Genomic DNA, 24,039 nt, shown 5'->3' with positions numbered 1-24,039 from the left:
AGAGATTCTTAACCGCACCTGTTAACCGGATGGTTTCCACGCACGGCCGCCAATGGCGAGCCAGCAGGGGGAACAAAGGAAATGTTCGAAATAAAGTAAATGACTTGAAAACAACACTCGGCGGGAAAGATGCGGGCGGGACTGCGCGCGCCCTGACAAGTGCGTGAGGGATGTGAACCGGGGTTGATTCAGGGGGCGCGCGATAGCGCGATGGAATGCGGGTGGTTTTCATGTCCCGAACGCGCCGCGGCACGCAAGTGACGCGACGCAGAGCCGGGACCCAGTTTTCTTTGCGCTCAATTGAATAGGCCCCGGCTCTGCAGCGCACCGCCAAGTGGCGCTGCAGAGCTGGGGCACGAGATCCTTACGCCGACTTCTTGTTCTGCCGGTTCTTCACGAGATCGTCGACCACGGCGGGATCGGCGAGTGTGGATGTGTCGCCGAGGCTGCTCGGCTCGTCCTCGGCGATCTTGCGCAGGATGCGGCGCATGATCTTGCCCGAGCGGGTCTTGGGCAGGCCGGGCGAGAACTGGATCTGGTCAGGCGCGGCGATCGGGCCGATTTCCTTGCGCACCCAGGTGACGAGTTCCTTGCGCAGTTCGTCGCTCGGCTCGACGCCGGCCATCAGCGTCACATAAGCATAGATGCCCTGGCCCTTGATGTCGTGCGGGTAACCGACCACGGCGGCCTCCGACACCTTCTCATGTGCAACGAGAGCGCTCTCGACTTCCGCGGTGCCCATGCGATGACCGGAGACGTTGATGACGTCGTCGACGCGGCCGGTGATCCAGTAATAGCCGTCGGCGTCGCGCCGGCAGCCATCGCCGGTGAAGTATTTGCCCTTGTAGGTCGAGAAATAGGTCTGCTCGAAGCGGGCGTGATCGCCATAGACCGTGCGCATCTGGCCCGGCCATGAACGGGTCAGGCAGAGATTGCCTGATGTCTCACCCTCCAGCACCTTGCCGTCGGCATCGACGATCTCAGGCACCACGCCGAAGAACGGCTGCGTCGCCGAGCCCGGCTTGAGTTTTGTTGCGCCCGGCAGCGGCGTGATCAGAATGCCGCCGGTCTCGGTCTGCCACCAGGTGTCGACGATCGGGCAGCGTTCGTCACCGACGACGCGGTAATACCACTCCCAGGCCTCCGGATTGATGGGCTCGCCGACAGAGCCGAGCAGGCGCAGGCTCGCGCGCGAGGTCTTCTTCACGGGCTCGTCGCCCGACTGCATCAGCGCGCGGATTGCGGTCGGCGCGGTGTAGAAGATGTTGACCTTGTGCTTGTCGATGACGTTCCAGAATCGCGAATTATCCGGGTAATTCGGCACGCCTTCGAACATCAGCGTGGTCGCGCCGTTGGCGAGCGGCCCGTAGAGAATGTAGCTGTGGCCGGTGACCCAGCCGACGTCGGCGGTGCACCAGTAGATGTCGCCGTCGTGATAGTCGAAGACGTATTGATGCGTCATCGACGCGAATACGAGATAGCCGCCCGAGGTGTGCAGCACACCCTTGGGCTGACCGGTCGAGCCCGAGGTGTAGAGGATGAACAGCGGGTCCTCGGCGTGCATGTGCTCGGCCGGGCATTCGGTCGTCACCATCGCCGCCGCCTCGTGATACCAGAGGTCGCGCGTCGGGTTCATGTCGATCTTGCCGCCGGTGCGCTTGACCACGACGACCCAGTCGACGCCGTCGGCCTTGGCGAGCGCCGCGTCGACATTGGCCTTCAGCGGCACCTTCTTGCCGCCGCGCAGGCCTTCATCCGCGGTGATGACGACCTTGGATTGGCAATCGTTGATGCGCTGGGCGAGTGAATCCGGCGAGAAGCCCGCGAACACCACGGAGTGAACAGCGCCGATCCGCGCGCAGGCCAGCATCGCATAGGCCGCTTCCGGGATCATCGGCAGATAGATGGTGACGCGGTCGCCCTTCTTGACGTTGCGGGTGCGCAGGATGTTGGCCATCCGGCAAACCTCGTCGTGCAGCTCCTTGTAGGTGATGTGCTTGGACTGCGAGGGATCGTCGCCTTCCCAGATGATCGCAGTCTGGTGGGCGCGCTTGGCGAGATGCCGATCGATGCAATTATGGGCGACGTTGAGGATGCCGTCCTCGAACCATTTGATCGAGATGTTGCCGGGCGCGAAGGAGACGTTCTCGATCTTGGTGGGGGCGTGCATCCAGTCGATGCGCTTGGCCTGCTCGGCCCAGAAGGCGTTCGGGTCCGCGATCGAGCGGGCGTACATGTCCTTGTACTTGGCCTGATCGACCCAGGCACGCTTGGCCCACTCCGCGGGGACGTCGTAAATCTTCTCGGACATGTTTCCCTCCACATACGGCAGGCCAAACGCTGGCGACGCGCAAACCGACTTGATCGTTGAACCGATTATGCGTCGAGCTAACCGGACCCGACAAGGAGCACAAGCTGGACCTTCGGTGAGCGGCCGGCGATGCGGAAAATCAAGCCGCAAAGGCCGGCTGTCGCAAATCTGAAACAGACCGGGCAGAGGTTTTCGGCTCTTTACCCAAATCTCCGGAATAGGCCTGCGCAGGGCGCCCATGCGTCGCGGGCGGTATTTAGGAACCGCTTTTCACTGATTCGGGACTCGCAATGCGGTTCGGAACACCCTAAGTGGCTAACCCGGGTCCCAAGAGACCTTCCAAGCGACCCTTGGAACAATAATCAGAACAGCGGCATTGAACGGTAACAGACAGGGTCAAGGCATAAGACTATGATGGATCAGCAGAATCTCGGGACGATGCGGCCCGCTTCGGCCGATCCTGCTGCCATTGCCCTGGCCAAAGCCCTGGGACAATGGCCGAAATCGGCCGGTTCCATCCGTCCCCGCCCCAAAAAGGTGTTCGATTCGGCGCCCGCGGCGACGGTCGAGGCGCTTGCCAAGGAGCTGGGTCTGCGGCTCGGCGACCAGAACGAGCTGACCATTCGCCGCATCCGCCGCGGCAAGGGCTATTCCTTCGTCCGCCCCAATGGCGCCCATATCCGTGACGCCCGCACTATCCGCCGGCTCCACGCCATGGCAGTGCCACCCGCCTACCGCGAGGTGCGCTACTCGGCCGATCCGAGCACCCATCTTCAGGCGGTGGGACGCGATGCCGCGGGCCGGCTGCAATATCGCTATCACGCCGATTGGGAAAAGGTCCGCGAGCACCGCAAGGCGCATCGCCTGGAAAAGCTCGTCGGTGCGCTGCCCAAAATCCGGCGCAAGGTGTCGGCGTTCCTGTCGGGCGACGAGCCGACGCGCGAATTCGCGCTGTCGGCGGTGATCGAGCTGATCGCGCGCACCGCGATCCGTCCCGGCAATGAATCCTACGCCCGCCTCAACGGCACCCGCGGCGCGACCACGATGCTGAAGTCGAACGTCACGCTCGAGGACGATTGCTTCGTGCTGACCTTCAAGGCGAAGGGCGGCAAGGCCGTGCGCAAGGAGTGCGACGCGGCCAAGCTGGTGCGCGCCATCGGCATCCTCAACGGCGTTCCCGGCAAGCGCATGTTCCAGTATCGCGACGCCTACGGCATCGTGCGCACGGTCAGCACCACGCAGGTGAACGCTTTTCTGCGCGAGATCGCCGGCATCAAGATTTCGCTGAAGGACTTTCGCACGCTGATGGCCTCGGCCGTCGTCGTGGAATCGCTGTCGCGGATCACGCCGGCGACCAGCCAGCGCGGCCGCAAGAAGCAGGTGCTGGATGCGATCCGCGCCGCGGCCGACAAGCTCTCCAACACGCCGGCGATCTGTCGCAAGAGCTACGTCCACGACACCATCGTCACCGCCTTCGAGGACGGCATTTTGGAGCGCTTCGCCGCGACCATGAAGGGTCAGCGCTCGCAGGCGAGGCGTGAGCAGCTTCTTCAGCAGGTCGTCGCGACCGCGGCGGTCTGACGAGCCACAATCCTACATATGGTCTGAAATACCTTTGTCGGGACCGGGATCGCGGCCCGCAGCTGCGGCTGTGAGCCGTCCCAGATAATGCGCCCACCCCTTCGCGTGCGCCGCCACCTGCTCCTCCGTCGGCAGCCCACTATGGGTCATGCGCATCAGCGTTCCGCCGTCGCGTTCGATCAGGTCGATCTCGATCAGGCTCGACCCGGGCGGCACTTCCTGGCCGCCATCCCAGCCGAACGTATAGGCCAGACGATGTACCGGCACGACTTCGCGGAAGGCGCCCCGGGCGACGCTGCCACGTGGGCCGATTCCCTTGAGCAGATAGAGTCCGCCGGGATGCGGCTCAGTGGTCGCATCCGAGCCCATCCAGCTCAGGATTTTCTCAGGGTCGGTCAAATAGGCGAAGACGGTGGCGCGCGGAGCTGCGATCTGGGTCTCGCGTCGCAATACGAACGGCTCGGTCATGGCGATCATCCCTGGGCTAAAGCCTCGTTCCGACGGAGTCGGAACGAGGGCTCTAGTTTCTTGTTTTGACGCGTTTTCTTGACGCGAACCGGCATCCACTTCGCTTGAAAACGCTCTGCCACTGGCACATGGCGGCGCCAAAGCAGCCCGTCAAGGATTGCCCGTGACAAAGCCGGTCCTCTTTCGCCATCATCGGATCATGCAACTCGCTCCGACCCTCGCCTGGCTTGTCGATGCCGCTTCGGAGTGTCCCGGGGCCGATCGCCTGCTTGCGGAACTCGGCGCACATCTGCTCGCCGATGGTGTGCCGCTCGCAGCGGGCGCCCTGACGCTGGAGGTGCCGCACCCGCTGATCGCGAAGCGGACATGGCTGTGGCGTGCCGAAAGCGGCGCGGTGATCGAGGCGCTCGGCTTTGCGCCAGCCGGATTGGCGCCCGATTTGCCCAACGATGCCGGCCGCCGCTGGCTGCGCGACATCGCGGGCGGCGAAGTGCATGAAGACGTTGTCGGGCGCGATGGGCCACTGCTCGGCTGGATCGGGCCGCGTCCGTTCACGCCCGGCGAGATCGAGCAATTGCGCCAGGCCGCGCGCTTTGCCGCGACACCGCTCGCCGTGCTCGCTGCACGCGCCACGTTGCGGGCGACGCTGGATGCCTATCTCGGCAAGCGCAGCGCCGAGCGGGTGCTGGCCGCGCCGTTGCGGCGCGACCTCGGCGAGACCATTCAGGCTGCGCTGCTCTATGCAGATCTGCGCGGCTTCACCACCTTGTCGGAAGCCCACCCGCCGGCCGATGTCATCGCCGCGCTGGATGCCTGGTTCGATCGCATTGCCGGTGCAGTTCACGCCTTCGGCGGCGAGGTGCTCAAATTCATCGGCGACGGCGTGCTCGCGATCTTTCCGGTGGTTGAGGCATCACCGCGCCGCGCGTGCGAGGCCGCTCTGCGCGCGGCAGGCGCAGCCGAAGCCGGGATGGCGTACCTCAACGCGGAGCGCAGCACTCAAGGGTTGCCGCCGCTCGCGTTCGGTGCCGCACTTCATCTCGGCGAGATGCTCTGGGGAAATATCGGCGCCGCCAACCGGCTCGATTTCACCGCGATCGGTCCCGCCGTCAATCTTGCCAGCCGGCTCGAAGGCCTGTGCAAGCCGCTCGGCAGGACCGTGCTGGTGTCGGGGGCACTTGCCGCCGAGACGGACATGCCGCTTATTGCGCTTGGGCTGCACAAGCTGCGCGGCATCGCCTCGCCATGTGAGGTGCTTACGCTGCCGGAGACGCAAGGGCTACGGCACTGACTACATCCCACCCATCTTGCAAACCAGCTTCCATTCCTCGGCCGTGACCGGTTGCACCGACAGGCGCGAATATTTCACCAGCGCCATGCCCGCGAGTTTTTTCTCGGCCTTGATCGCGGCCATCGTCACCGGTGTCTTCAAAGGCTTGTCGGCCTTGATGTCGACGCAGACGAACTTTTCGGTCTTGTCGGTCGGATCCGGATAGGCCTCCTTGCTGACTTCCGCGATGCCGACGATCTCCTTGCCCTCGTTGGAATGATAGAAGAACGCCTTGTCGCCTTTCTTCATGTTCACGAGATTCTGGCGCGCGGTGAAATTGCGCACGCCGGTCCAGGCTTCGCCCTTGGCGCCCTTCTCCACCTGCTGGTCCCAGGACCACACCGACGGTTCGGATTTCACCAGCCAGTAGTTCATCGCAACTTGCCCCATTTTCGGATACGCGCGTCTCTCGTGTCGCGACCATACAGCCACGCGGATGCCTGCGACAAGCGCGGGCATCCACGATCCATGGCCGACCTACTCCTTCAGATATCGATCGAAGAACATTGCGATATCGGTGAACGCTTCCTTCGTCTCCGGCACATTGATGTTGAACTGGTACTGCGCGTGAGATTGGCCTTCATAGACGTTGAGATCCGCGATCACGCCGGCGCGGCGCAATTTGCGATGGGTCCTGACCGTGTTGCTCAGAAACAGATCGCGCGTGCCCGATGTGAGGATGGTCGGGGGGAAGCCTTTGAAGTCGCCGTAGATCGGCGAGATGTAGGGGTTCTTCAGGTCCGTGCCATTGGCGTAGAGCTTTGCGGCGCGGCCAAGCCAGCCATCCCAGGTCACCAGCACATTGTCGACCCATTCATTGCTGGCATAGGTGTCGCCGGTCTTGTCGATATCGGCCCAGGGCGTGCCCGGAGCGATTGCCGCCGGCTTCGGCAGCTTCTCGTCCCTCGCCCGCAGCACCATCGCAAGCGTCATGGCGCCGCCCGTCGACGTGCCGAAGATCGCCATCCGGCGCGAATCGTGCTCCTTGGTGACCTCCTTCCAAACCGCCATCGCATCGTCCATCGCGGCGGGATAGGGGAAATCGGGCGGCATGCGATAGTCGACCGAGATCACCTTGAAGCCGCCAAAGCCCGCCATCATGATTGCTTCCGGCAACGCGGCTTCGCCCGGACCGAACACATAGCCGCCGCCATGGACGTGAACCAGGAGGCGTCGCCGGTTCTCGGCCGGAATCTTGCTTGGCGTGACGATGAAGCAATGCACGCCGGCGATCCTGGTCTCCTCGACCTTGACGCCGAGCTTCTCCTTCATCGCGGGAATGCCCGCAATCGACAGTTTTGCGCGGCGATCGATCAGTTCCTTCCATTCCGCAGGGGTCTTCGGGTCCGCATTGAAATGCGGCGGAAACGGTGCGCCGATCATGGCCTGCATGTCGGCACTGACGTCGTTGGAGGGGTTGGCGATCGATTTGACGGGGGCGACCCGCTTGCCGTTGTCGGCATTGGCGGCCGCCTCGTTCTTGGCGAGCTCGTCATAGGAGATTGCGGCCTGGGTGTAGGCAGCGGTGGGTAATGTGATGGCGGCAAGTGTGGTGATGGCGATCGAAATGATCGCACGATGCGGTTTGCGCATGCGTTTTCCCCTGGGATCCGTTTCGTTGTTGTTGGACCGGGATCCTGCGGTGTGCCGCTAGGCTAGACCAGCGTGCACAGGCCGTGAAGTGCCAGCTGCGACGCGAGAGCTGTCGCTATTCCTCGGCCTTGAAGGGGCGCGTCAGCAACCCTTCGATCGCGGCGTCGATCGTCAATCGGCCGTCCAGGATGGCGGCGACCGCTTGCGAGACCGGCATGTCGACCTTTCGTGCGGCCGCGAGCTCGACCAGCACCGGCGCGGTGAATGCGCCTTCCGCAAGCTTGCCTGCGGGTGCGGCCTCTCCACGACCGAGCGCAATTCCGAGCGCAAAGTTGCGCGATTGCGCGGTCGAGCAACTCAACAAGAGGTCGCCGAGGCCGGAGAGGCCCGAGAGGGTTTCCGTGCGCGCGCCGCAGGCGCGGCCGAGACGCGCGAGCTCGCTGAAGCCCCGCGTGGTCAGCGCGGCGAGCGCGGAGGCGCCGAGGTTGCGGCCAACCACGATGCCCGCGGCGATCGCCAGCACATTCTTGGCCGCGCCGCCGATCTCGACGCCGCGGACATCCGTAGTGTGATAGGGCCGGAAGGTCGCCGAGCCCAGCGCCTGCACCAGTGCGCTCGCCAAGGCCTCGTCCTTCGCTGCCAGCGTCACCGCCGTCGGCAAGCCGCGTGCGACATCATCGGCGAAGCTCGGGCCTGACAGGATGGCCGGCTGTGCGTGGGCTGCGGCCTCCGCAATCACGTCGGTCATGAATTTGTGGGTGCCGTGCTCGATGCCCTTGGCACAGGCGATGACCGGCACAGGCTTCGTGATGTGCGAGGCGAGCATGTTGACCGCGCTCCGCAGGTGCTGCGCCGGCGTCGCGATCAGCAGCATGTCCGCGCCCGCTGCCACGGCGAGGTCGCTCGTCACCACGATCTCCGGCACGAGCCGCACGCCCGGCAGTCGCGGATTGTCATGGGTCGATGCGATGCGCGCGGCGTGTTCGGCGTTGCGCGCCCACAGCGTCACGTTCCGTCCCGCGCGCGCGGCCACCGTCGCCAGCGCCGTACCCCAGGCACCCGCGCCGATCACCGCGACGGACTGGAACGCGGGCATGGTCAGTATCCCGCCCGCGTCTTGCCGTAGCCTGCAGGCGTGGTGGCGTTGGCGTCGAGCAGCCAGCGCGCGCGCGGCTGCGCCTCCATCGTATCGGTGATGCCGAGCGCGAGACGTTCGGCGCCGGCCCAGGCGATCATCGCGCCATTGTCGGTGCAGAGCGCGGGCGGCGGCATGATTAGCTGCGTCTGCGCTTCCCCGGCGACGTCAAACAGTGCACTGCGGATCGCCTGATTGGCGGCGACACCGCCGGCCGCGACCAGCGCGCGCGGCGCGCCGAATTGTTCTCGGAAAAGTCTGAGGCCGACCCGCAGCCGGTCGGCCGTGGAATCCAGCACCGCAGCCTGAAAGCTCGCGCAGAGATCGTTGACGTCCTGCGGCGTGATCTCAGCCAGCCGGCTCGCTTCGGTGCGGACTGCCGTCTTCAGTCCCGACAGGGAGAAATTGGCATCGGGACGTCCCTGCATCGGCCGCGGGAAGGCGAAGCGCGCCGCATCGCCGTTCGCGGCCGCGCGTTCGACCTGCGGGCCGCCTGGATAGGGCAGACCCAGCATCTTCGCGACCTTGTCGAAGGCCTCGCCGATCGCGTCGTCGACGGTGGTGCCAAGCCGCACATATTGGCCGACGCCGGTGACCGCGACGATCTGGGTGTGGCCGCCGGAGGCGAGGAACAGACAGTAAGGAAATTCTACGCCGTCGGTCAGCCGCGGCGTCAGCGCATGGGCCTCGAGATGGTTGACCGCGACCAGCGGCGTGTCATGCACCATCGCGATCGCCTTGGCGGTGGTGAGCCCGACGATGACGCCGCCGATTAGGCCCGGGCCCGCGGCTGCCGCGACGCCGTCGAGCTGGGCGTAGTCGATGCCGGCCTCGTGCATGGCGCGGTCGATGATGCCGTCGAGCACGTCGACATGGGCGCGCGCCGCGATCTCCGGCACGACGCCGCCGAAGCGGGCATGCTCCTCCACCTGCGACCGCACGATGTTGGACAAAATCTTGCCGCTCCCGTCAGGCGCGCGCTCGATCACGGCCGCCGCGGTCTCGTCGCAGGTGGTCTCGATGCCCAGTACCAGCATTGGCGAATTGTTATCCAATTTGCGCCCTTGCGCTCATCCGTAAAGCAGAGTTCTGGTAACGCGGTAGCATTCCGGGGTCGGCTTGCGCAATCGTCACGCGCCGCCATCCCTCGAGTGCATCACCGCCACGTGGTCCGGGAACACAAGCGATGTCCATTCTTGTCACACGGCCGCATCCCGACAATGAGGCGACGGCGGGAAATCTGCGCGCGCGGGGACATGTGGTGCTGCTCGCGCCGGTGCTCAAGTTCGAGCCGGTCGCTTTCCATGACGAGAGTGAGGCGGGCTATAGCGCCATCATCGTGACATCGGCCAATGCGATCCGCGCCGTCGCGCCGCAGTTGCGGGACCTCGGCCTGCTGGAGCTGCCGGTGTTCGCGGTCGGCGAGCACACGGCTGCCGTGGCGCGCGAATTCGGCTTCGCGGATGTGATCGTCGCCGGCGGCGATGCCGCTTCCTTGCGCGACAAGGTGATGCAGAGCGCGCGTGCCAAGGTGCTGAAGAAAAAGAGTACGCTGCTTTATCTCGCGGGCGCCGACCTGTCGCGGGATCTCGGCGGCGAGCTCGGCGCGGAAGGGTTTAGCGTGGTCACTCAGACGAGCTACCGTATGGCCCCGGTCAAGATTCTCCCGCGCGACGTCTGCGACGGCTTTGCCGCGCATGGCATCGAGGCGGTGCTGCATTACTCCCGGCGCAGTGCGCGGGCCTTCCTGGACGCGGCCCGGGACGAAGGCGTCGAAATCTCGGCGCTGGCGATCCCGCAATGCTGCCTGTCCGAGACGGTCGCAAGCGTGCTGCGCGATGCCGGGGCATCGCAGGTCCTGGTGGCCGCGACCCCGGACGAAAATGCCCTGTTTGACGCCTTGGAGCGTGCTTTGCGGACCCGTTTGGCGTAAGAGGACGGGCCGAATCCGAGGCAATCGGGCTCGTCTCTGGTATGAAAGTGTGAGGAACCGTCACGATGGCCGACGACAAGCCTGAAGACGCAGGATTGGCCCCCGAGTCCGGCCGTGCCAAGCGCACCCCGCCCACCATCGACCTTGAGGCGACCGAAGTCTCCACCCAGCCGCAGGACGTGGCGGTCGAGCCGGAGGCGCAACCCTCGGCCGAGCAGGTCAACGCCGACCAGGCCGGTGCCGAAGACGCCAAGGTCGAGACAGCAAAGGCCGAGACAGCCAAGACCGAGACAGCGAAGACCGAGCCGGAGCATGGCGAGGCGCAGGCCGCAGCTGCGTCGGGCGCCATTTCTCCCTGGGTCATCGCGCCATTTTCCGGCGCCGTTGCCGCAGCGGTCGTGATCGCGGTTGGCTGGGCGCTGGGCTGGCCCGCGGTGCAGGCGCCGCCGGCCGCGCCGCAAGTGACGGGTGCCACGGTCGATGCGCTGAGCGGACGTGTCGCCGCAGTCGAAGCCAAAACGGGCAAGCCCGTCGCCGATCCTGCGATGACGGCGCGGCTCGATGCGCTGGAAAAATCCGTCGGCACCCTGCGCGGCGACATCGCCAATTTGCGCGCGCAATCCGACAAGACTGCGAGCGCATTGAACGATGCGAAATCCGCGCCGCGCGATGCGGCGGCCTCGTCCGGTCTCGCTGCCCTCGACGACCGCATCTCCCAGCTCGAGCGTGCCAGCACCACCGCACGCGCGGAGCTCGCACAGCAGGGTGAGAAGATCGCCGACGCCAAGGTGACGGACGACAAGCCGTTGCGCTCTGTGGTCGCCGCCACCCTGCTTGACGTCGCCGTTCGCCACAATGATCCCTATGAGGCGCAGCTCATTGCTGCGCGGTCGTTCGCGGCCAAACCCGAACTGCTGAAGCCGCTCGAAGCGTTTGCCGCGTCGGGCATTCCGACGCCGGTCGCGCTGACCCGCGAGCTCCTCAACATCGTGCCGAAATTGTCGCCGCCACCGGAGGCGCCGAGCAGCAGTGCCGGCATCGTCGAGCGGCTTCAGGCGGGAGCGTCAAAGCTCGTCCGCATCGAGCGCACCGACGGCGTCGGCAACGACCGCGGCGCGATTGTCACGCGGGTCACGGCTGCGGCGCTGCGCAACGATTTCGTCGAGGCGCGCCGCGAGCTGAAGACGCTGCCCGAGGCCGATCGCGCGCCGGCACAAGCCTGGCTCGACAAGGCTGACGCGCGCGATGCCGCGCTCGCGGCCTCCCGCAAATTCGCCGACGACGCCCTGGCTGGTCTCGCCAAGCCAGTTCAATAGGCCTGCTCAATAAGATTCGCGCAACAATCCGCGCGTATAGGGATAGTCATGCTTCGCATCGTTCTCTTCCTTGTTCTGATTGCGCTCGCAGGCGCCGGCGCGGCCTGGGTTGCCGATCAGCCCGGCGATGTCGTGCTGACCTGGGGCGGTTTTCGGGCCTCACCGAGCATTCCGGTGTTCGTGCTCTGCCTCGGCATATTCGCAGTCCTGATCGTCTTGCTCTGGAGCCTCCTGACGGTGATCTGGCGCGCACCGGGGCGGATGCGCCGCCGCCACCATGAGAAGCGTCACGCCCGCGGCCGCCACGCCATCACCCACGGCCTGCTCGCGATCGGCCATGGCGACATGGCGCTTGCCCGCCGTCATGCCGAAGCGGCGCGGCGGCACGCGCCGAACGATCCGCTCGCGCTCCTTCTGCATGCGCAATCGGCCCAGCTCGACGGCAATCGCGACGAGGCGCAGCACGCCTTCCGCGCCATGGCCGAGCGCGAGGATACGCGGCTGCTCGGCCTGCGCGGCCTGTTCATCGAGGCGCAGCGCGCAGACGATGCGGTCGGCGCCGTGATGATCGCGGAGGAAGCGATCAAGCTGTCGCCGTCCTCGACCTGGGCCTCGCATGCGGTGCTCGGCTTCCGCTGTGCGCGCGGCGACTGGAGCGGCGCGCTCGCGATCCTGGATTCGAATCTGTCCGCGGGCCTGATCGACAAGCGGGGCTACCGCCGGCAGCGCGGCGTGCTGCTGACGGCGCGCGCACTGGAATTGGAGACGATGGACCGTGATGTCGCGCGCGAGAGCGTGATGGAAGCCGTCAAGCTCGCGCCGACGCTGGTGCCGGCGGCGGTGCTCGCCGCGAAATTCGAGAGCGAGGCGCATCAGGTGCGCCGCGCCATGAAACTGGTCGAGGCTGCCTGGCTCGCCAATCCGCATCCCGATCTTGCGGACGCCTATGCGCATGTCAAACTCGGCGATGCAGCGCGGCAGCGTTTGCAGCGAGTCGAGACGCTCGCGGCGAAAACGCCGGCGGACAAGGCCGGCCATGTCGAGGGACAGCTTGCGATCGCGCGTGCCGCGATCGATGCGTCCGAGTTCGCCCGCGCGCGCGCGGTACTGACGCCTTACGTCAATGATCCGACCCAGCGCGTGGCGCTGTTGATGGCCGAGCTCGAACGCACCGAGCACGGCGATGGCGGCCGTGCCCGCGCCTGGACCTTGCGTGCGGTCCGCGCCCGTCACGACCCGGCCTGGACCGCGGACGGCTATGTCAGCGACCGCTGGCGTCCGGTCTCCCCGGTCACTGGCCGGCTCGACGCGTTCCAGTGGCAGACGCCGGTGGCGAGCCTGCCCTCGGACAAGGGCACGATGATCGAGTCCTCGGCCTTCGAGGAAGCCATGCTCGCGGCCCCGCCGCCGAAGCGGGTGACCGTGGCCAGCGAGGCGCCGGTGGAACCGGCCGTGATCGCGCCGGTCGAGACCCCGGCCGCTGCTCCGGCCGCGCAGGACAACGCGCCCCCCGCGGTCAAGGAAGATCCGGTGGTGGCGCCTGCCGAGCCGGTCAATCCGGCCCCTGAGGCCGCCGAATCATCGCCGGTGGCGGCAACCCCGGTGTTCCGGACCCGTGCCGACCTCGGCAAGCCGACACAGGCGCCGATCCAGGCCGTCATCCCGATCGTTCGCGCGCCGGATGATCCCGGCATCGATGACGACGGCCCCACCGATGAATTTACGGAACAAATCGGCAAGCCCAAGGCCCAGGCCGGCGGTTGGCGCGGATTCTGGTCCCGCTGGGGCGCGTAAGGCCCATTTCGCCTGCCGCTTGTCCTTGCCAATTCGGGCCATGCCCGATATCAGGAGCGCGCGTATCGGGGCCGGCATCGCCCAGGCCCGGCAGGGTTCGCCGCAATAGCTCAGCTGGTAGAGCACGTCATTCGTAATGACGGGGTCGGGGGTTCGAGTCCCTCTTGCGGCACCAGCGCTTCATTCATCCGACCGCCACAAGCAAGCTTCCTGCGTGATCGCGCTCGACGCGTGTGTCACTGCGATGCGTTGCTGAAATCGGGGACGGCCGTCTGCGTGATTTCTATCACATAACCTCGCGCGGCTCTCCCGTACTGTCCCCGTCACACAAACACGGGGAGATTTCACATGCGCAAGATCATTCTGGTTGCCGCCGTGGTTCTGGTGTCTGCATCTGCCCAGGCAGGTGACCGCAGCCTGTCATTGTCCACGGCAACGGCCGCTCCGCAAACCACCACAACCACCACCCCGACCACGCAAATCAGCGAAGTTGCCCCGGTGGTCGAACCGCCGAAATATGTCGACCGCCCGCCGGCGATCCCGGCTGCCGCGCCGGCAGTGGCGACTGCTCCCGCCGCGACCACGACAACGACGGCGCCAGCGCCGGTCACGACGGGCAAGCCTGCGCCGAAGACGACGGCGAAGGCCGACAAGTCCAAACACAAACGGTGGACCGAAGGCCGCATCATCGCCGAGCTGCACCGCCACGGCATCTATTGGTAAGCGGCGTGACGCTCTCAAAATGAAATGGCCGGGCTGAGCCTGGCCATTTTGCTTGTCGAAACCTGACGCGCTTAGCGCTGCGAGACCGTCTGCACCACGCTCGAGACCGGGCGCGCGTTCGTCGCATTGGACGCGGGCACTTTCAGCTCCTTGAGCACCGCTTCGTCATACTCAGGCAGCGAGTCGAACGTCGTCTTCGCCTTGATCTGCACGATCTTGTAGCCGCCGGCCTTGAGGCGCGCGAGCAGCGTCGGCAGCGCTTCGCCGGTGCGCTTCTGGAAGTCGTGCATCAGGACGATGCCCTTGCCGAGCTTGTCGAGCTTGGTCATCACATTGCTGATGATCTTGTCCGGCGTGCTCTCCTTGCGGAAATCGAAGGAGTCGAGGTCGGTCGAGAAAATTCCGACGTTGCGGCTGCCGAGATAGCTGACGAGCGCCGGATTCTGCTGAAGCTGCGGGAAGCGGAAGAACGGCGACGGATTGGTGCCGAGCGCCCATTTCACCGCACTAAAGCCCTTCTCGATCTCGTCCTTGGCCTGCTGCTCCGTCATCTTCTTGCCGTTGAGATTGACGTGCGACCAGGTGTGCGTGCCCACCGTGTGGCCCTGGGCTAGAACCTGGCGCAGGATTTCCGGATGCCAGGTGGCGTGCTTGCCGACCGAGAAGAACAGGCCCTTGGTGCATTCATCGGCCAACGCCTTCAGCACGGCCGGCGTGTTGTGCGGCCACGGACTGTCGTCGAAGGTCAGCACGACCTCCTTGTCGGCGAGAAAATCAAACTGCTTGAACTGCTCGAAGCCGAAGCCCGGACCGCCGGTCGTGTCGATTTCGACCACGCGCGAGACGCCCAATGCATTCGGGTTGGTGCAGGTCGCCGTCTGCTGAACCGGTGCCACCGCCGGTGCGGGCGCCGGTGCGGCGGCAACAGCAGCGGGCTTGCCCGCGATCGCCGCAGTGGTCTCGACGTCGTCCTTGGCGGCGAGCTTCGCCGGCAGTGGATCGGCGGCACGGGCGTCTGTTGTCTTGGGGGCGCCCTGGTCGGCGCGCGAGGAATAAAAGTACCAACCTCCGGCGATCAGGACCGCCGCGAGGACACTGGCCAACATCAGGCCCAACGCATTACGCATCGCTACTCTTTCCAAATACGCAACCAAACCAGCGGAATTTCCCGCGCGCCCGGCCATTAATGCGAAGGAAGAGTTAACGTGACACCAACACGACAGCGGTTGCGGAGGAATTTCAGGCGGGTGCGCCAAAGTGACCGAGGTCACGGAGGGGGAGCCGCCCGTGACCATCATCACAGTGGAAACTGTTTTGGTGGAGCATCGTAGTTCCCATCAACAACGGGCCCCGCTCCGGCGGTGCCAATGGGAGCTTCAAATGACCAAGTCTTTCTCTTCCAAGTCTTTCTCTTTCAAGTCCTTGACTGCAAAGATCCGCGACACCAGCCTGGCTCTGGGCTTTGCCGCCATCGTCTCGATCATCTCGACCACCTCGAGCTTCGCCTTCTCGGCCGAAGCGCAGCAGCAGTGCACCGGCGACGCCTTCCGCCTGTGCTCGTCGGAGATCCCCAACATCCCGAAGATCACCGCGTGCATGATGAAGCATCGTTCGGATCTGAGCGCCGGCTGCCGCGCGGTGATGGACAAGGACCTCGCCAAGGGCGCCTCACGCAAGGTCGCTGACGCCCAGGACGGTCAATAAGAGCGCGCAACGATAGCGTCGTTGCGTCGGTTAGCTCCCCTCGCGATGTGCCCCGGCGTCAAGCCGGGGCCACGCGGCGGCGCCAATCAGCCTGCAAAGTCTGCCTGCCAATAAAGCCGTTGCGGCTAAGGGACCGTCGCACTAGCTTCGCCCGCACATCTTCCGGGTACGAGGCACGATGCGATGACCAGATTTCTTTTCATTGTTTCTTTGGTTCTGTGCGCATCCGGCGCGTCAGCGCAGCAGCAGCCCGGCCACGACGCCTGCGCGCGCGACGTCACGCGTCATTGCCGCGCCGTGATGAATAATGGCGATAGCGCCGTGCTCGCGTGCCTGAAGCAGAACCGCACCAAGCTGAGCAAGGCCTGCGACAAGGTGCTGACGGATCACGGGCAGTAAAGACTACTGCTAGCGAGCGATGCTGCTTCCCGCCGCGGTCGCGACCACCGGCAGGACCTCGGCACTGGCGCGGTCCGGCGTCCCTTCATTCCACCGCACCGAGCCGAACGGCCGCTCTAGCATGCGGCGGATCCGCACCGGATCGGCGCCGATGTGAAAATCGATCGCTTGCTGATGCAGCGCGCGTTCTGACTGGGTCGAACGGTTGCGCTGGCGCAGATAATCGAACCAGGTCGGGCAGTGATAGCGCTCGGTCCACAATTCCGGATCGGCGATGTCGCGCGCGATCGACCAGCCATAGGCGCCGTTGCGTTGCCGCGACAGCTGCACGTCCTGCATCACATTGTGGAAGGCGCGCGCGTTCTCCTGGGCGACGCGATATTCGATCTCCACCACCAGCGGTCCGCTGCGTCCGGTCAGTGACAGCTTGACCTCGGGATCGGCCAGCACATCCGCGTCCTCGTTGCGGGCGCCGACCCGTGGCATCGTCAGCCAGATGCCGAGCACCGGCGAGACCAGCATCAGACCCGCCGCGGTCAGCAGCGCGACCTCGACGCCGGCATAGTCGGTGAGATGACCCCAGCCCCACGCGCCGATTGCGATGCCACCGGAAATCGAGGCCTGGAACGCTGCGAGCGAGCGTCCCGCGACCCACCGCGGCGCCGAAAGCTGCACGCCGATGTTGAACAGCGCCACCGCGGCCATCCAGACTGCGCCGGCCAGCACCAGCGCGGCCGCGGTCAGCACCGGCTCGGTGCTCAGGGCAATCGCGGCCATCGCAAACGCCATCGAGATCGTGCAGGCGCGGATCGCCGCCTCGCCGCTCATGCGCTTGCGCAATTCGTGAATATTGAGTGCGCCGACCACGGCGCCCATGCCGAACGCGCCCAGAATGATGCCGTAGGTTTGCGCGCCGCCATGCAGCAGATCGCGCGCGACCAGCGGCATCAGCGCCATCACGGCGCCGCCGATCAGGCCCATCACCAGCGTACGCAGCAGCACGATCTTGATCGGCGGCGAATTGGTGATGTAGCGGAAGCCCGACACCATCGCGCGATTGAGTTTCTCCCGCGGCAGTCGCGAGGGTTCGACCGCGCGTCGCCAGAGCAGCAGCACCACCAAGAGCGGCAGATAGAGGATCGCATTGCAGGCAAACGCCGCGACCGCGCCGAGCGCGGCGACGATGACGCCGCCCACTGCGGGACCGAAGCTGCGAGCGATGTTGTAGCTGATGCCGTTCAGCGCGACGGCCGACGGCAGGGCTTCGGGCGGCACCTGCTCGCTGACGGAGGACTGCCAGGCCGGTCCGAACAGCGCATTGCCGCTGCCGACGACGAAGCAGAAGGCCAGCAACGATTCCGGGGCGATGAGCTTGAGCCCGGCCAGGATCGTGAGTGCGGATGCACCGGTCAGCGCGATCATGAGTGCGACGAGGGTCACGATGCGCCGGTCATACATGTCGGCGATGGCGCCGGCCGGCATCGAGATCAGCATGATCGGCAGCATCAGGGCGGTCTGCACCAGCGCGACCTTGTCGGCGGAGGCCGCCATCTGCGTCATCGCCCAGGCCGCGCCCACGCCCTGGATCAGGAGACCGAGATTGGAAAGCAGGCTGGCGAGCCAGATGCGCCGGAATATTGTGTACCGCAGGGGGGCCGTGATGCCGTCGGCGGCACGTCTCTGACGGTTCGTCTGCTCGGTCATATCCCCTTCCAAGTCCTCTGGCCGAAATGGCTTCGATGATTCCGGCAGGTTCAGTGATGCCTGCGAAAGTCCTTCGCTGTCCAGTGGTTAGACCGCTATAAGCAGTGCAAAGTCATGGTTTTACCGGGGAGGACCAGATGAAGCTGTCACGACGGACGATCCTGCAGGGTGCGGGTAGCCTGGCTTTCGCGGTCGCGAGCTTCCGCAACGATGCGCTGGCGCAAGCGCCGTCCGCGGCCGCAAACCCTGAAGTGCCGCCGATCCTGTTCGTCCATGGCAATGGCGACTACGACGCGCTCTGGATGACGACATTGTGGCGGATGGAATCCAACGGCATCGCGCGTGACCGCATGATGGCGATCAATTTCACCAATCCCACCGCGCGCACCGACGATACGGTCGAGCAGGCCAACCGCTCCTCGACCGAGGATCAGCGCCGCGAGCTTGCCGCCGCTATTACCGAGCTGAAGCGCCGCACCGGTGCGGCGCGCGTCGCGCTGGTCGGCAATTCGCGCGGCGGCAACTCGATCCGCAACGTCATCAAGAACGGCGGCGCCGGCGATGTCAGTCACGCGATCCTGTGCGGCACGCCCAATCACGGCGTGTTTGCGCTCGATGATCTCCTTGGCAGCGAGTTCAACGGACGCGGCGCCTTTCTGCGCGGCCTGAACGGCGGCGACAGCGAGGTGACGCCGGGCACGGCTTTCCTTACTTTGCGCAGCGACGGCATGGACAAATATGCACAACCCGACGGCCGCTTCATGGGCAAGCCGGGCGTGCCGACCAATGTCACCTTCGAGGGGCCGGAATTGAAGGGCGCGACCAATCTCGTGCTCGGCACGATCGACCATCGCGAGACGGCGTATCACCCGCGCGCCTTCCGCGAGATCTACAAGTTCATCGCCGGTCGCGAGCCTGCACGCATTGCGATCACGCCGGAGCAGACCGTTCGCATTGGCGGATTGGTTACGGGCGCGGTGGACGGCGTACCGACCAACCGCCCCGTGGCCGGGGCGGTGGTGGAGATCAACTATGTCGACCGCGAGAGCGGCGAGCGCAGGGGCGATGTGGTGCATCGCGCGACGACCGGCGCCGACGGCCGCTGGGGCCCGGCCACGGTCGATTCCACCTCGCCGCTCGAGATCGTCCTGACCTCGCCGGACGCCCCGATCACACATTTCTACCGCTCGCCCTTCCCGCGCTCCTCCGACGTCGTGCATTTGCGCGCCGCGCGCCCGTTCATTCCCGCGGACAAGGACGCCGGTGCGGTCGTGATCATGTCGCGTCCGCGCGGCTATTTCGGTCTGCCGCGCGACACTATCCTGTTCGACGGCCAGGAGCCTGCCGACGTCCATCCGGGCGTACCCACGGATGCGGCAGCAACCCTGCGCCTTCCGGCCAGCGAGGTCGGGCGTCACGTCGTGGCCCAGTTCAACGAAGAACGAATTGTGGCACGCGCCTGGCCGGCATCCGAGAACAGGATTGCGGTTGCCGAACTGACTTATTAGCTAATTGCCTGCGGCAAGCCTTTACTGCGACGAGATCTGCGGGAGAGAGCCATGAACATCGCCAGCGTGCGTCGGCCCATCATCCCCTCGACCCCGCCGCGCGCGCCGGACAATTTGTCGTTCTTTGGCCGGCTTGCGGTGATCAGGCAGAACATGATCGCCACCTGGGGGCAGCGCGCCTATGAGGAAGAGATCATCCAGGGCCGCTTCTTCCTGCACAAGAGCTTCATCCTGAATCAGCCGGATGCCATCCGGCACGTGCTGCTCAGCAATTACGAGAACTACACGCGGACGCCGGCGGGCATCCGCATGCTGCGTCCCGTGCTCGGCGAAGGCCTCCTGCTCGCCGAGGGTCATGCCTGGACACATCAGCGCCGGACGCTCGCACCTGCCTTCACGCCGCGCGCCACTGCCAATCTCGTCCCGCACATGACGGCGGTGCTCGACGAGACCATCGCGAAGCTGGATGTGCGCACGAACGAGCCAATCGATCTGCGCGAGATCATGCAGCGCATGACACTGGAGATCGCCGGCCGCACGATGTTCTCGTTCGGCATGGACCGGCACGGTCCGACCTTGCGCAACTTCATCATGGAATATGCCGAGCGGCTCGGGCGGGCCTATTTCCTCGACATGGTGCTGCCGGTGTCCTGGCCGACGCCGATGGATCGCGCCCGCGCCCGCTTCCGCACGCGCTGGACCGAATTCGTCGCGATGCTGATCGCCGAGCGGCGTGCGGCGGGCAAGAAGGACGGCGCGCCGCCGCGCGATCTGTTCGACCTCATGGACGAGGCGCGCGATCCTGAAACGGGAAAGGGATTTTCCGACGAGCAGCTCGTCGACGAGGTCGCGACCATGATCCTGGCGGGTCATGAGACGACCGCGACCGCGCTGTTCTGGGCGCTCTATCTGCTGGCGCTCGATCCTGATACGCAGGAGGAGGTCGCCTCCGAGACCCGCGGCGAGCATCTCGACAGCATGGCCGATATCGACCGGCAAAAATTCACCCGCGCCGTGGTCTATGAGACCATGCGGCTCTATCCGCCGGCCTTCCTTGTCGCCCGAGCCGCACGCGGCAAGGACGTTGTTGCCGGTGCCGAGGTCAACAAGGGTGACATCATCATGATCGCGCCCTGGCTGCTGCACCGGCACGAGAAGCTGTGGGATCAGCCGAACGCGTTCATTCCAAAACGCTTCATGTCGAAAGAGCCACCCGATCGCTTCGCCTATCTGCCGTTCGGCGCGGGCCCGCGCGTTTGCATCGGCGCGCCGTTCGCGCAAGCCGAGTCCGTGCTGGCGCTGGCGCGGCTGATCGGCGCGTTCCGCGTCGAACTCGTCGACGCCAATCCTGTCATTCCGTACGGCGTTGTCACGACCCAGCCTGACCACTCACCCCTGTTCCGCATCACGCGCCGGTGACAGGCTCTGGCCGTTGGCGTGATCCACCCTAAATAGAGTTGCGCCATGAGCGACATCCAGGCCCAGTTATCCGTTCTGAACCAGACCGCCGACGCAAAGGTGGTCGATGCGATCGAGCGTCTCATCAAGGACGGCGAGGATCACGAGCTCAACCGCGTCAATGTCCTCGACTTCGCCACGCAGCACGGCGTCGATGAAGAGCACGCGATCTCCGCCTTCCTGCATTCGGCGCGGCTGGGGTTGTTCGACCTCGGCTGGAACGTGCTATGCCCCGGCTGCGGCGGCGTGCTTGGCGCCCATACGACGCTGAAGGCGCTCAAGCCGGACGATTATCACTGCGCGCTCTGCGCCTGCGGCTACAAGGCGTCGGTCGACGATCAGGTCGAGGTCTCCTTCACGGTGAATCCGCGCGTGCGGCGCATCGCGGCGCACGACCCGGACTCGCTTCCGGTGTGGGAGTATTTCAAGCAGGTGTTCTGGAGCTCCGGCGTCGACTTCAACAAGGAATCGTTTGCGACACTGGCCAACGAGGTGACGCTGGATACCATGGAGCTGCCGGCCGGCGAGAAGGCGACCATGTCGCTGCAACTCCCGAACGATTTCATCATCATCTTCGAGCCGGTGACGCACGCCGCCCAGTTCATCGACGTCCAGGGCGAGCCGACCAAGGACCGCCAGCAGCTCGCCATCATGTACAACAAGGTGCAGGCGCCGACGGGGACCACGACGATGCGGCCGGGTCCGCTGCGGCTGTCGCTGGAGAACCAGGCCGGCGTGCGGGTGCTGCCGTCGGTGTTCATCGCGGCCGAGGCGCTCCATCATCTGATCGGCCAGCGCAAGCCGTTCCTCACCGCCAAGCGCATGCTGTCGAACCAGACGTTTCGCGATGTCTTCAAGGCGGACAATCTCAGTCTCGACCAGCGACTCCAGATCACCTCGCTGACCTTCCTGTTCACCGATCTGAAGGGCTCGACCGCGCTCTACGAGCGCGTCGGCGATCTCGCCGCTTTCGACCTCGTGCGTGCGCATTTCCACGCGTTGCTGGAGATCATCTCGTCCGAGAAGGGCGCGGTGGTGAAGACGATTGGCGATGCCGTGATGGCGACCTTCGTCCGTCCCGAGCATGCCATCGTCGCGGGCCTGCGGATGCGCGCCGCGATGGACGGGCTCAACAAGCAGCGCGGCACCGACGATCTCATCGTCAAGATCGGCATCCACGAAGGCCCCTGCCTCGCGGTGATGCTGAACGAGCGGCAGGATTATTTCGGCCAGACCGTCAACATCGCAGCGCGCGTGCAGAGCCTGTCGACGGCGCAGGAGATTCACATCACCGGCCCGGTGCTGGACGCACCCGCCGTCGCCGAGATTTTGCAGCAGCGTGCGATCAAGCCGATCCAGAAGCAGGCGGCGCTGCGCGGCATCGCCGACAAGATGGTGGTGTACGAGATACCGTGACGCCTTCGCGCGTTAACGCTGCCCAGATTGCCGAAACGTAATGCGGCGCGCGGAACTGACGCACGTTGCGCCGGTTGAGTTTCCCACTCATATAATGCTGGTAGCGGCCGCGTCCCTCGCGGCGTCATCGATTTCGGTAGGATCTTATGCTCGACGGCCTGCGCCAATTCATCGCCGACATTGTTGCTCCTCATGCTCAGGACCGCGCCTTCGGCGACAGCGATTATCGGCTGGCGGCCACCGCGCTGCTGGTCCATGTGGTTTCGCTGGACGGCCAGCCGACGCAGGCCGAGCAGAGCAAGCTGCACACTCTGATCGAAAGCCATTTCAAGCTCGACCGCGGCACGGCCGACCGGCTGATCGCGGATGCGACCCAGGTCGAGGGCGAGGCGGTCGATCTTTATCACTTTACCAGCGTCATCATGCGCTCGCTCGACGAAGAGGGCCGCAGGCGCATCGTCCAGATGATGTGGGAGCTGGTCTATGCCGACGGCCAGGTCACCGAGTTCGAGGACAACGTCGTCTGGCGCGCCTCAGACCTGCTTGGGATTTCCCAGCGCGACCGGATCGATCTCAAGCACGCCGTCGCGGACCGCGCCGCGGATCAGCTCAAGGACAATGCTGTCGGCGGCTGAGCTATCGCCAACGCGGCATGATTCCCGGTTGTATGGACCACATGACGAAACTTTAATGTAGCCGCCGGACCTGCCGGCTCCGGATTCCCCGGTAAATCGGCCGCTTTTCCTGCTTCCTGTTGCCCGCTCAGGCCGCCATGCCGCCAGCGCCGCTTGCCTGTCGCGCGTGGCTTATGCTCCAGTTCCGCCATTACGGGCAAAAAACTTCAATTCAAGAGACTACGATCGTGACTGAGCGGGTAACGTTGATCACCGGTGCCTCGGCGGGCATCGGCACGGAGCTGGCGCGGGTGTTTGCCGCGAACGGACACCGGCTCGCGCTGACGGCCCGACGTGCCGACCGGCTCGAGGCGCTCGCAAACGAGCTCACCTCCAAGTGCGGCAAGAAGCCGATCGTCATCGCTTGCGATCTCCAGGCGCCCGATGCCGGCGAAAAAATCGCAGCGGCGCTCGCTGCCGAAGAGGTCGAGCTCGATAATCTCGTCAACAATGCCGGCTTTGGCGTGTTCGGCGATGCCATCGAGCGCGACCGCGACGAGCAGGTCGGCATTGTCGACGTCAACGTCCGCGCGCTGACTGATCTGTCGTTGCGCTTTGCCGACCAGCTCATCAGGAACAAGGGCGGTCTGCTCAATGTCGGCTCCGTCGCGGGCTTTCTGCCGGGCCCCGGCATGGCGGTCTATTACGCGTCCAAGGCCTATGTGATTTCGCTCACCGAGGCCTTGCGGGCCGAGCTTGCGCCGCGCGGCGTTCGCGTCACCGTGCTGTGCCCGGGACCGGTGCAGACCGAATTCCAGGGGCGCGCCGGCGTTGGCTCCGGGCACGATACGGCGATTCTCAATGTCCCGGCCGCCGATGTCGCACAGCAGGCCTATCGCGGCCTGATGGCGAACAAACGGGCAGTGCTGCCGGGTCTCGGTATCAAGATCGTACCGTTCGCACTGCGCTTCTTCCCGCGCGGCTTCATCCTGTCCGCCACCAGCCGGTTCCAGCGGCAGAGACACTAACGAACATCCGTAGTGGCCCGGAGC

At 65.3% G+C, this 24,039-nt stretch carries 21 protein-coding genes and 1 tRNA gene; 14 read left to right on the top strand and 8 right to left on the bottom strand.

All coding sequences use genetic code 11. The annotated features are described in order from the left end of the window. Positions 1-364: 364 nt before the first annotated feature. Positions 365-2,311 (bottom strand): acetate--CoA ligase, encoded by a 1,947-nt coding sequence (gene acs / locus FXB40_RS29345; RefSeq protein ID WP_187437220.1) that lies wholly within the window; start codon positions 2,309-2,311, stop codon positions 365-367. Between the two features lie 411 nt (positions 2,312-2,722). Between acs and FXB40_RS29340 the strand changes: the two genes are divergently transcribed. Next, complete coding sequence (locus tag FXB40_RS29340; RefSeq protein WP_148775596.1) at positions 2,723-3,892, top strand: DNA topoisomerase IB; 1,170 nt, start codon at positions 2,723-2,725, stop codon at positions 3,890-3,892. A gap of 12 nt (positions 3,893-3,904) precedes the next feature. Here the strand turns inward: FXB40_RS29340 and FXB40_RS29335 are convergent, their stop codons facing one another. Beyond that, the gene (locus FXB40_RS29335; RefSeq protein ID WP_148775595.1) at positions 3,905-4,360 is read right to left on the bottom strand and encodes an SRPBCC family protein; all 456 of its coding nucleotides are present in this window, start codon (positions 4,358-4,360) and stop codon (positions 3,905-3,907) included. 199 nt (positions 4,361-4,559) lie between these two features. Here FXB40_RS29335 and FXB40_RS29330 point away from each other — a divergent pair, with 199 nt between their 5' ends. Then, positions 4,560-5,651, top strand: a complete 1,092-nt coding sequence (locus FXB40_RS29330) for an adenylate/guanylate cyclase domain-containing protein (RefSeq protein ID WP_187437221.1) — start codon at positions 4,560-4,562, stop codon at positions 5,649-5,651. On the opposite strand, the gene FXB40_RS29325 is transcribed toward FXB40_RS29330, so the two are convergent. From FXB40_RS29325 to tsaD, 4 genes are all read right to left on the bottom strand, one after another. Further along, entirely contained in the window at positions 5,652-6,065 is a 414-nt protein-coding gene (locus FXB40_RS29325) for an EVE domain-containing protein (protein WP_148775593.1), read from the bottom strand. Positions 6,066-6,167: 102 nt separating this feature from the next. Next, a complete protein-coding gene (locus FXB40_RS29320; protein WP_148775592.1) occupies positions 6,168-7,283 on the bottom strand; it encodes an alpha/beta hydrolase in 1,116 nt (371 codons plus the stop codon). A gap of 115 nt (positions 7,284-7,398) precedes the next feature. Next, positions 7,399-8,379, bottom strand: coding sequence for an NAD(P)H-dependent glycerol-3-phosphate dehydrogenase (locus tag FXB40_RS29315; RefSeq protein ID WP_148775591.1), 981 nt, complete (start codon positions 8,377-8,379; stop codon positions 7,399-7,401). A gap of 2 nt (positions 8,380-8,381) precedes the next feature. After that, positions 8,382-9,455 (bottom strand): tRNA (adenosine(37)-N6)-threonylcarbamoyltransferase complex transferase subunit TsaD, encoded by a 1,074-nt coding sequence (tsaD, locus tag FXB40_RS29310; RefSeq protein ID WP_148775590.1) that lies wholly within the window; start codon positions 9,453-9,455, stop codon positions 8,382-8,384. Positions 9,456-9,604: 149 nt separating this feature from the next. On the opposite strand from tsaD, the gene FXB40_RS29305 reads away from it, so the two are divergent. From FXB40_RS29305 to FXB40_RS29285, 5 genes are all read left to right on the top strand, one after another. Beyond that, on the top strand, positions 9,605-10,351 hold the full coding sequence (locus FXB40_RS29305) for a uroporphyrinogen-III synthase (protein WP_148775589.1): 747 nt from the start codon (positions 9,605-9,607) through the stop codon (positions 10,349-10,351). Positions 10,352-10,416: 65 nt separating this feature from the next. Then, positions 10,417-11,667, top strand: a complete 1,251-nt coding sequence (locus FXB40_RS29300) for a COG4223 family protein (RefSeq protein ID WP_148775588.1) — start codon at positions 10,417-10,419, stop codon at positions 11,665-11,667. A 48-nt stretch (positions 11,668-11,715) separates the two neighbouring features. Next, positions 11,716-13,461, top strand: coding sequence for a heme biosynthesis protein HemY (locus FXB40_RS29295; RefSeq protein ID WP_148775587.1), 1,746 nt, complete (start codon positions 11,716-11,718; stop codon positions 13,459-13,461). Positions 13,462-13,560: 99 nt separating this feature from the next. After that, positions 13,561-13,636, top strand: a tRNA-Thr gene (locus FXB40_RS29290). A gap of 173 nt (positions 13,637-13,809) precedes the next feature. Next, positions 13,810-14,184, top strand: coding sequence for a hypothetical protein (locus tag FXB40_RS29285; protein WP_148775586.1), 375 nt, complete (start codon positions 13,810-13,812; stop codon positions 14,182-14,184). Positions 14,185-14,255: 71 nt separating this feature from the next. On the opposite strand, the gene FXB40_RS29280 is transcribed toward FXB40_RS29285, so the two are convergent. Further along, entirely contained in the window at positions 14,256-15,311 is a 1,056-nt protein-coding gene (locus FXB40_RS29280; RefSeq protein WP_148775585.1) for a polysaccharide deacetylase family protein, read from the bottom strand. Between the two features lie 253 nt (positions 15,312-15,564). On the opposite strand from FXB40_RS29280, the gene FXB40_RS29275 reads away from it, so the two are divergent. Beyond that, positions 15,565-15,888: a hypothetical protein gene (locus FXB40_RS29275; RefSeq protein WP_148775604.1), complete on the top strand. Its 324-nt coding sequence runs from the start codon at positions 15,565-15,567 to the stop codon at positions 15,886-15,888. Between the two features lie 183 nt (positions 15,889-16,071). Further along, positions 16,072-16,287, top strand: a complete 216-nt coding sequence (locus FXB40_RS29270; protein WP_148775584.1) for a hypothetical protein — start codon at positions 16,072-16,074, stop codon at positions 16,285-16,287. A 9-nt stretch (positions 16,288-16,296) separates the two neighbouring features. Here FXB40_RS29270 and FXB40_RS29265 read toward each other — a convergent pair whose 3' ends face one another. Next, positions 16,297-17,991 carry an MFS transporter gene (locus FXB40_RS29265; protein ID WP_148775583.1) on the bottom strand — a complete coding sequence of 565 codons (1,695 nt, stop codon included), beginning with the start codon at positions 17,989-17,991 and terminating at the stop codon, positions 16,297-16,299. 137 nt (positions 17,992-18,128) lie between these two features. Here FXB40_RS29265 and FXB40_RS29260 point away from each other — a divergent pair, with 137 nt between their 5' ends. From FXB40_RS29260 to FXB40_RS29240, 5 genes are all read left to right on the top strand, one after another. Then, positions 18,129-19,499 carry a hydrolase gene (locus FXB40_RS29260; protein ID WP_187437219.1) on the top strand — a complete coding sequence of 457 codons (1,371 nt, stop codon included), beginning with the start codon at positions 18,129-18,131 and terminating at the stop codon, positions 19,497-19,499. 51 nt (positions 19,500-19,550) lie between these two features. After that, a complete protein-coding gene (locus FXB40_RS29255; RefSeq protein WP_148775581.1) occupies positions 19,551-20,918 on the top strand; it encodes a cytochrome P450 in 1,368 nt (455 codons plus the stop codon). A gap of 45 nt (positions 20,919-20,963) precedes the next feature. Continuing rightward, positions 20,964-22,373 (top strand): adenylate/guanylate cyclase domain-containing protein, encoded by a 1,410-nt coding sequence (locus FXB40_RS29250; protein WP_148775580.1) that lies wholly within the window; start codon positions 20,964-20,966, stop codon positions 22,371-22,373. A 146-nt stretch (positions 22,374-22,519) separates the two neighbouring features. Continuing rightward, positions 22,520-23,008: a tellurite resistance TerB family protein gene (locus FXB40_RS29245; RefSeq protein ID WP_148775579.1), complete on the top strand. Its 489-nt coding sequence runs from the start codon at positions 22,520-22,522 to the stop codon at positions 23,006-23,008. 227 nt (positions 23,009-23,235) lie between these two features. Beyond that, on the top strand, positions 23,236-24,015 hold the full coding sequence (locus FXB40_RS29240) for an SDR family NAD(P)-dependent oxidoreductase (protein ID WP_148775578.1): 780 nt from the start codon (positions 23,236-23,238) through the stop codon (positions 24,013-24,015). Positions 24,016-24,039: the final 24 nt, after the last annotated feature.

This window comes from Bradyrhizobium rifense, from assembly GCF_008123425.1.
Lineage (GTDB): Bacteria > Pseudomonadota > Alphaproteobacteria > Rhizobiales > Xanthobacteraceae > Bradyrhizobium > Bradyrhizobium rifense.
The sequence above is the reverse complement of the archived record's forward strand: the minus strand, read 5'-3'. Positions and strand labels throughout refer to the sequence as shown.

What these genes read in the sequence shown, in the direction of transcription:
- acs (WP_187437220.1), bottom strand. Translation starts at nt 2,311, where the DNA reads ATGTCCGAGAAGATTTACGACGTCCCCGCGGAGTGGGCCAAGCGTGCC.
- FXB40_RS29340 (WP_148775596.1), top strand. Translation starts at nt 2,723, where the DNA reads ATGATGGATCAGCAGAATCTCGGGACGATGCGGCCCGCTTCGGCCGAT.
- FXB40_RS29335 (WP_148775595.1), bottom strand. Translation starts at nt 4,360, where the DNA reads ATGACCGAGCCGTTCGTATTGCGACGCGAGACCCAGATCGCAGCTCCG.
- FXB40_RS29330 (WP_187437221.1), top strand. Translation starts at nt 4,560, where the DNA reads ATGCAACTCGCTCCGACCCTCGCCTGGCTTGTCGATGCCGCTTCGGAG.
- FXB40_RS29325 (WP_148775593.1), bottom strand. Translation starts at nt 6,065, where the DNA reads ATGAACTACTGGCTGGTGAAATCCGAACCGTCGGTGTGGTCCTGGGAC.
- FXB40_RS29320 (WP_148775592.1), bottom strand. Translation starts at nt 7,283, where the DNA reads ATGCGCAAACCGCATCGTGCGATCATTTCGATCGCCATCACCACACTT.
- FXB40_RS29315 (WP_148775591.1), bottom strand. Translation starts at nt 8,379, where the DNA reads ATGCCCGCGTTCCAGTCCGTCGCGGTGATCGGCGCGGGTGCCTGGGGT.
- tsaD (WP_148775590.1), bottom strand. Translation starts at nt 9,455, where the DNA reads ATGCTGGTACTGGGCATCGAGACCACCTGCGACGAGACCGCGGCGGCC.
- FXB40_RS29305 (WP_148775589.1), top strand. Translation starts at nt 9,605, where the DNA reads ATGTCCATTCTTGTCACACGGCCGCATCCCGACAATGAGGCGACGGCG.
- FXB40_RS29300 (WP_148775588.1), top strand. Translation starts at nt 10,417, where the DNA reads ATGGCCGACGACAAGCCTGAAGACGCAGGATTGGCCCCCGAGTCCGGC.
- FXB40_RS29295 (WP_148775587.1), top strand. Translation starts at nt 11,716, where the DNA reads ATGCTTCGCATCGTTCTCTTCCTTGTTCTGATTGCGCTCGCAGGCGCC.
- FXB40_RS29285 (WP_148775586.1), top strand. Translation starts at nt 13,810, where the DNA reads ATGCGCAAGATCATTCTGGTTGCCGCCGTGGTTCTGGTGTCTGCATCT.
- FXB40_RS29280 (WP_148775585.1), bottom strand. Translation starts at nt 15,311, where the DNA reads ATGCGTAATGCGTTGGGCCTGATGTTGGCCAGTGTCCTCGCGGCGGTC.
- FXB40_RS29275 (WP_148775604.1), top strand. Translation starts at nt 15,565, where the DNA reads ATGACCAAGTCTTTCTCTTCCAAGTCTTTCTCTTTCAAGTCCTTGACT.
- FXB40_RS29270 (WP_148775584.1), top strand. Translation starts at nt 16,072, where the DNA reads ATGACCAGATTTCTTTTCATTGTTTCTTTGGTTCTGTGCGCATCCGGC.
- FXB40_RS29265 (WP_148775583.1), bottom strand. Translation starts at nt 17,991, where the DNA reads ATGACCGAGCAGACGAACCGTCAGAGACGTGCCGCCGACGGCATCACG.
- FXB40_RS29260 (WP_187437219.1), top strand. Translation starts at nt 18,129, where the DNA reads ATGAAGCTGTCACGACGGACGATCCTGCAGGGTGCGGGTAGCCTGGCT.
- FXB40_RS29255 (WP_148775581.1), top strand. Translation starts at nt 19,551, where the DNA reads ATGAACATCGCCAGCGTGCGTCGGCCCATCATCCCCTCGACCCCGCCG.
- FXB40_RS29250 (WP_148775580.1), top strand. Translation starts at nt 20,964, where the DNA reads ATGAGCGACATCCAGGCCCAGTTATCCGTTCTGAACCAGACCGCCGAC.
- FXB40_RS29245 (WP_148775579.1), top strand. Translation starts at nt 22,520, where the DNA reads ATGCTCGACGGCCTGCGCCAATTCATCGCCGACATTGTTGCTCCTCAT.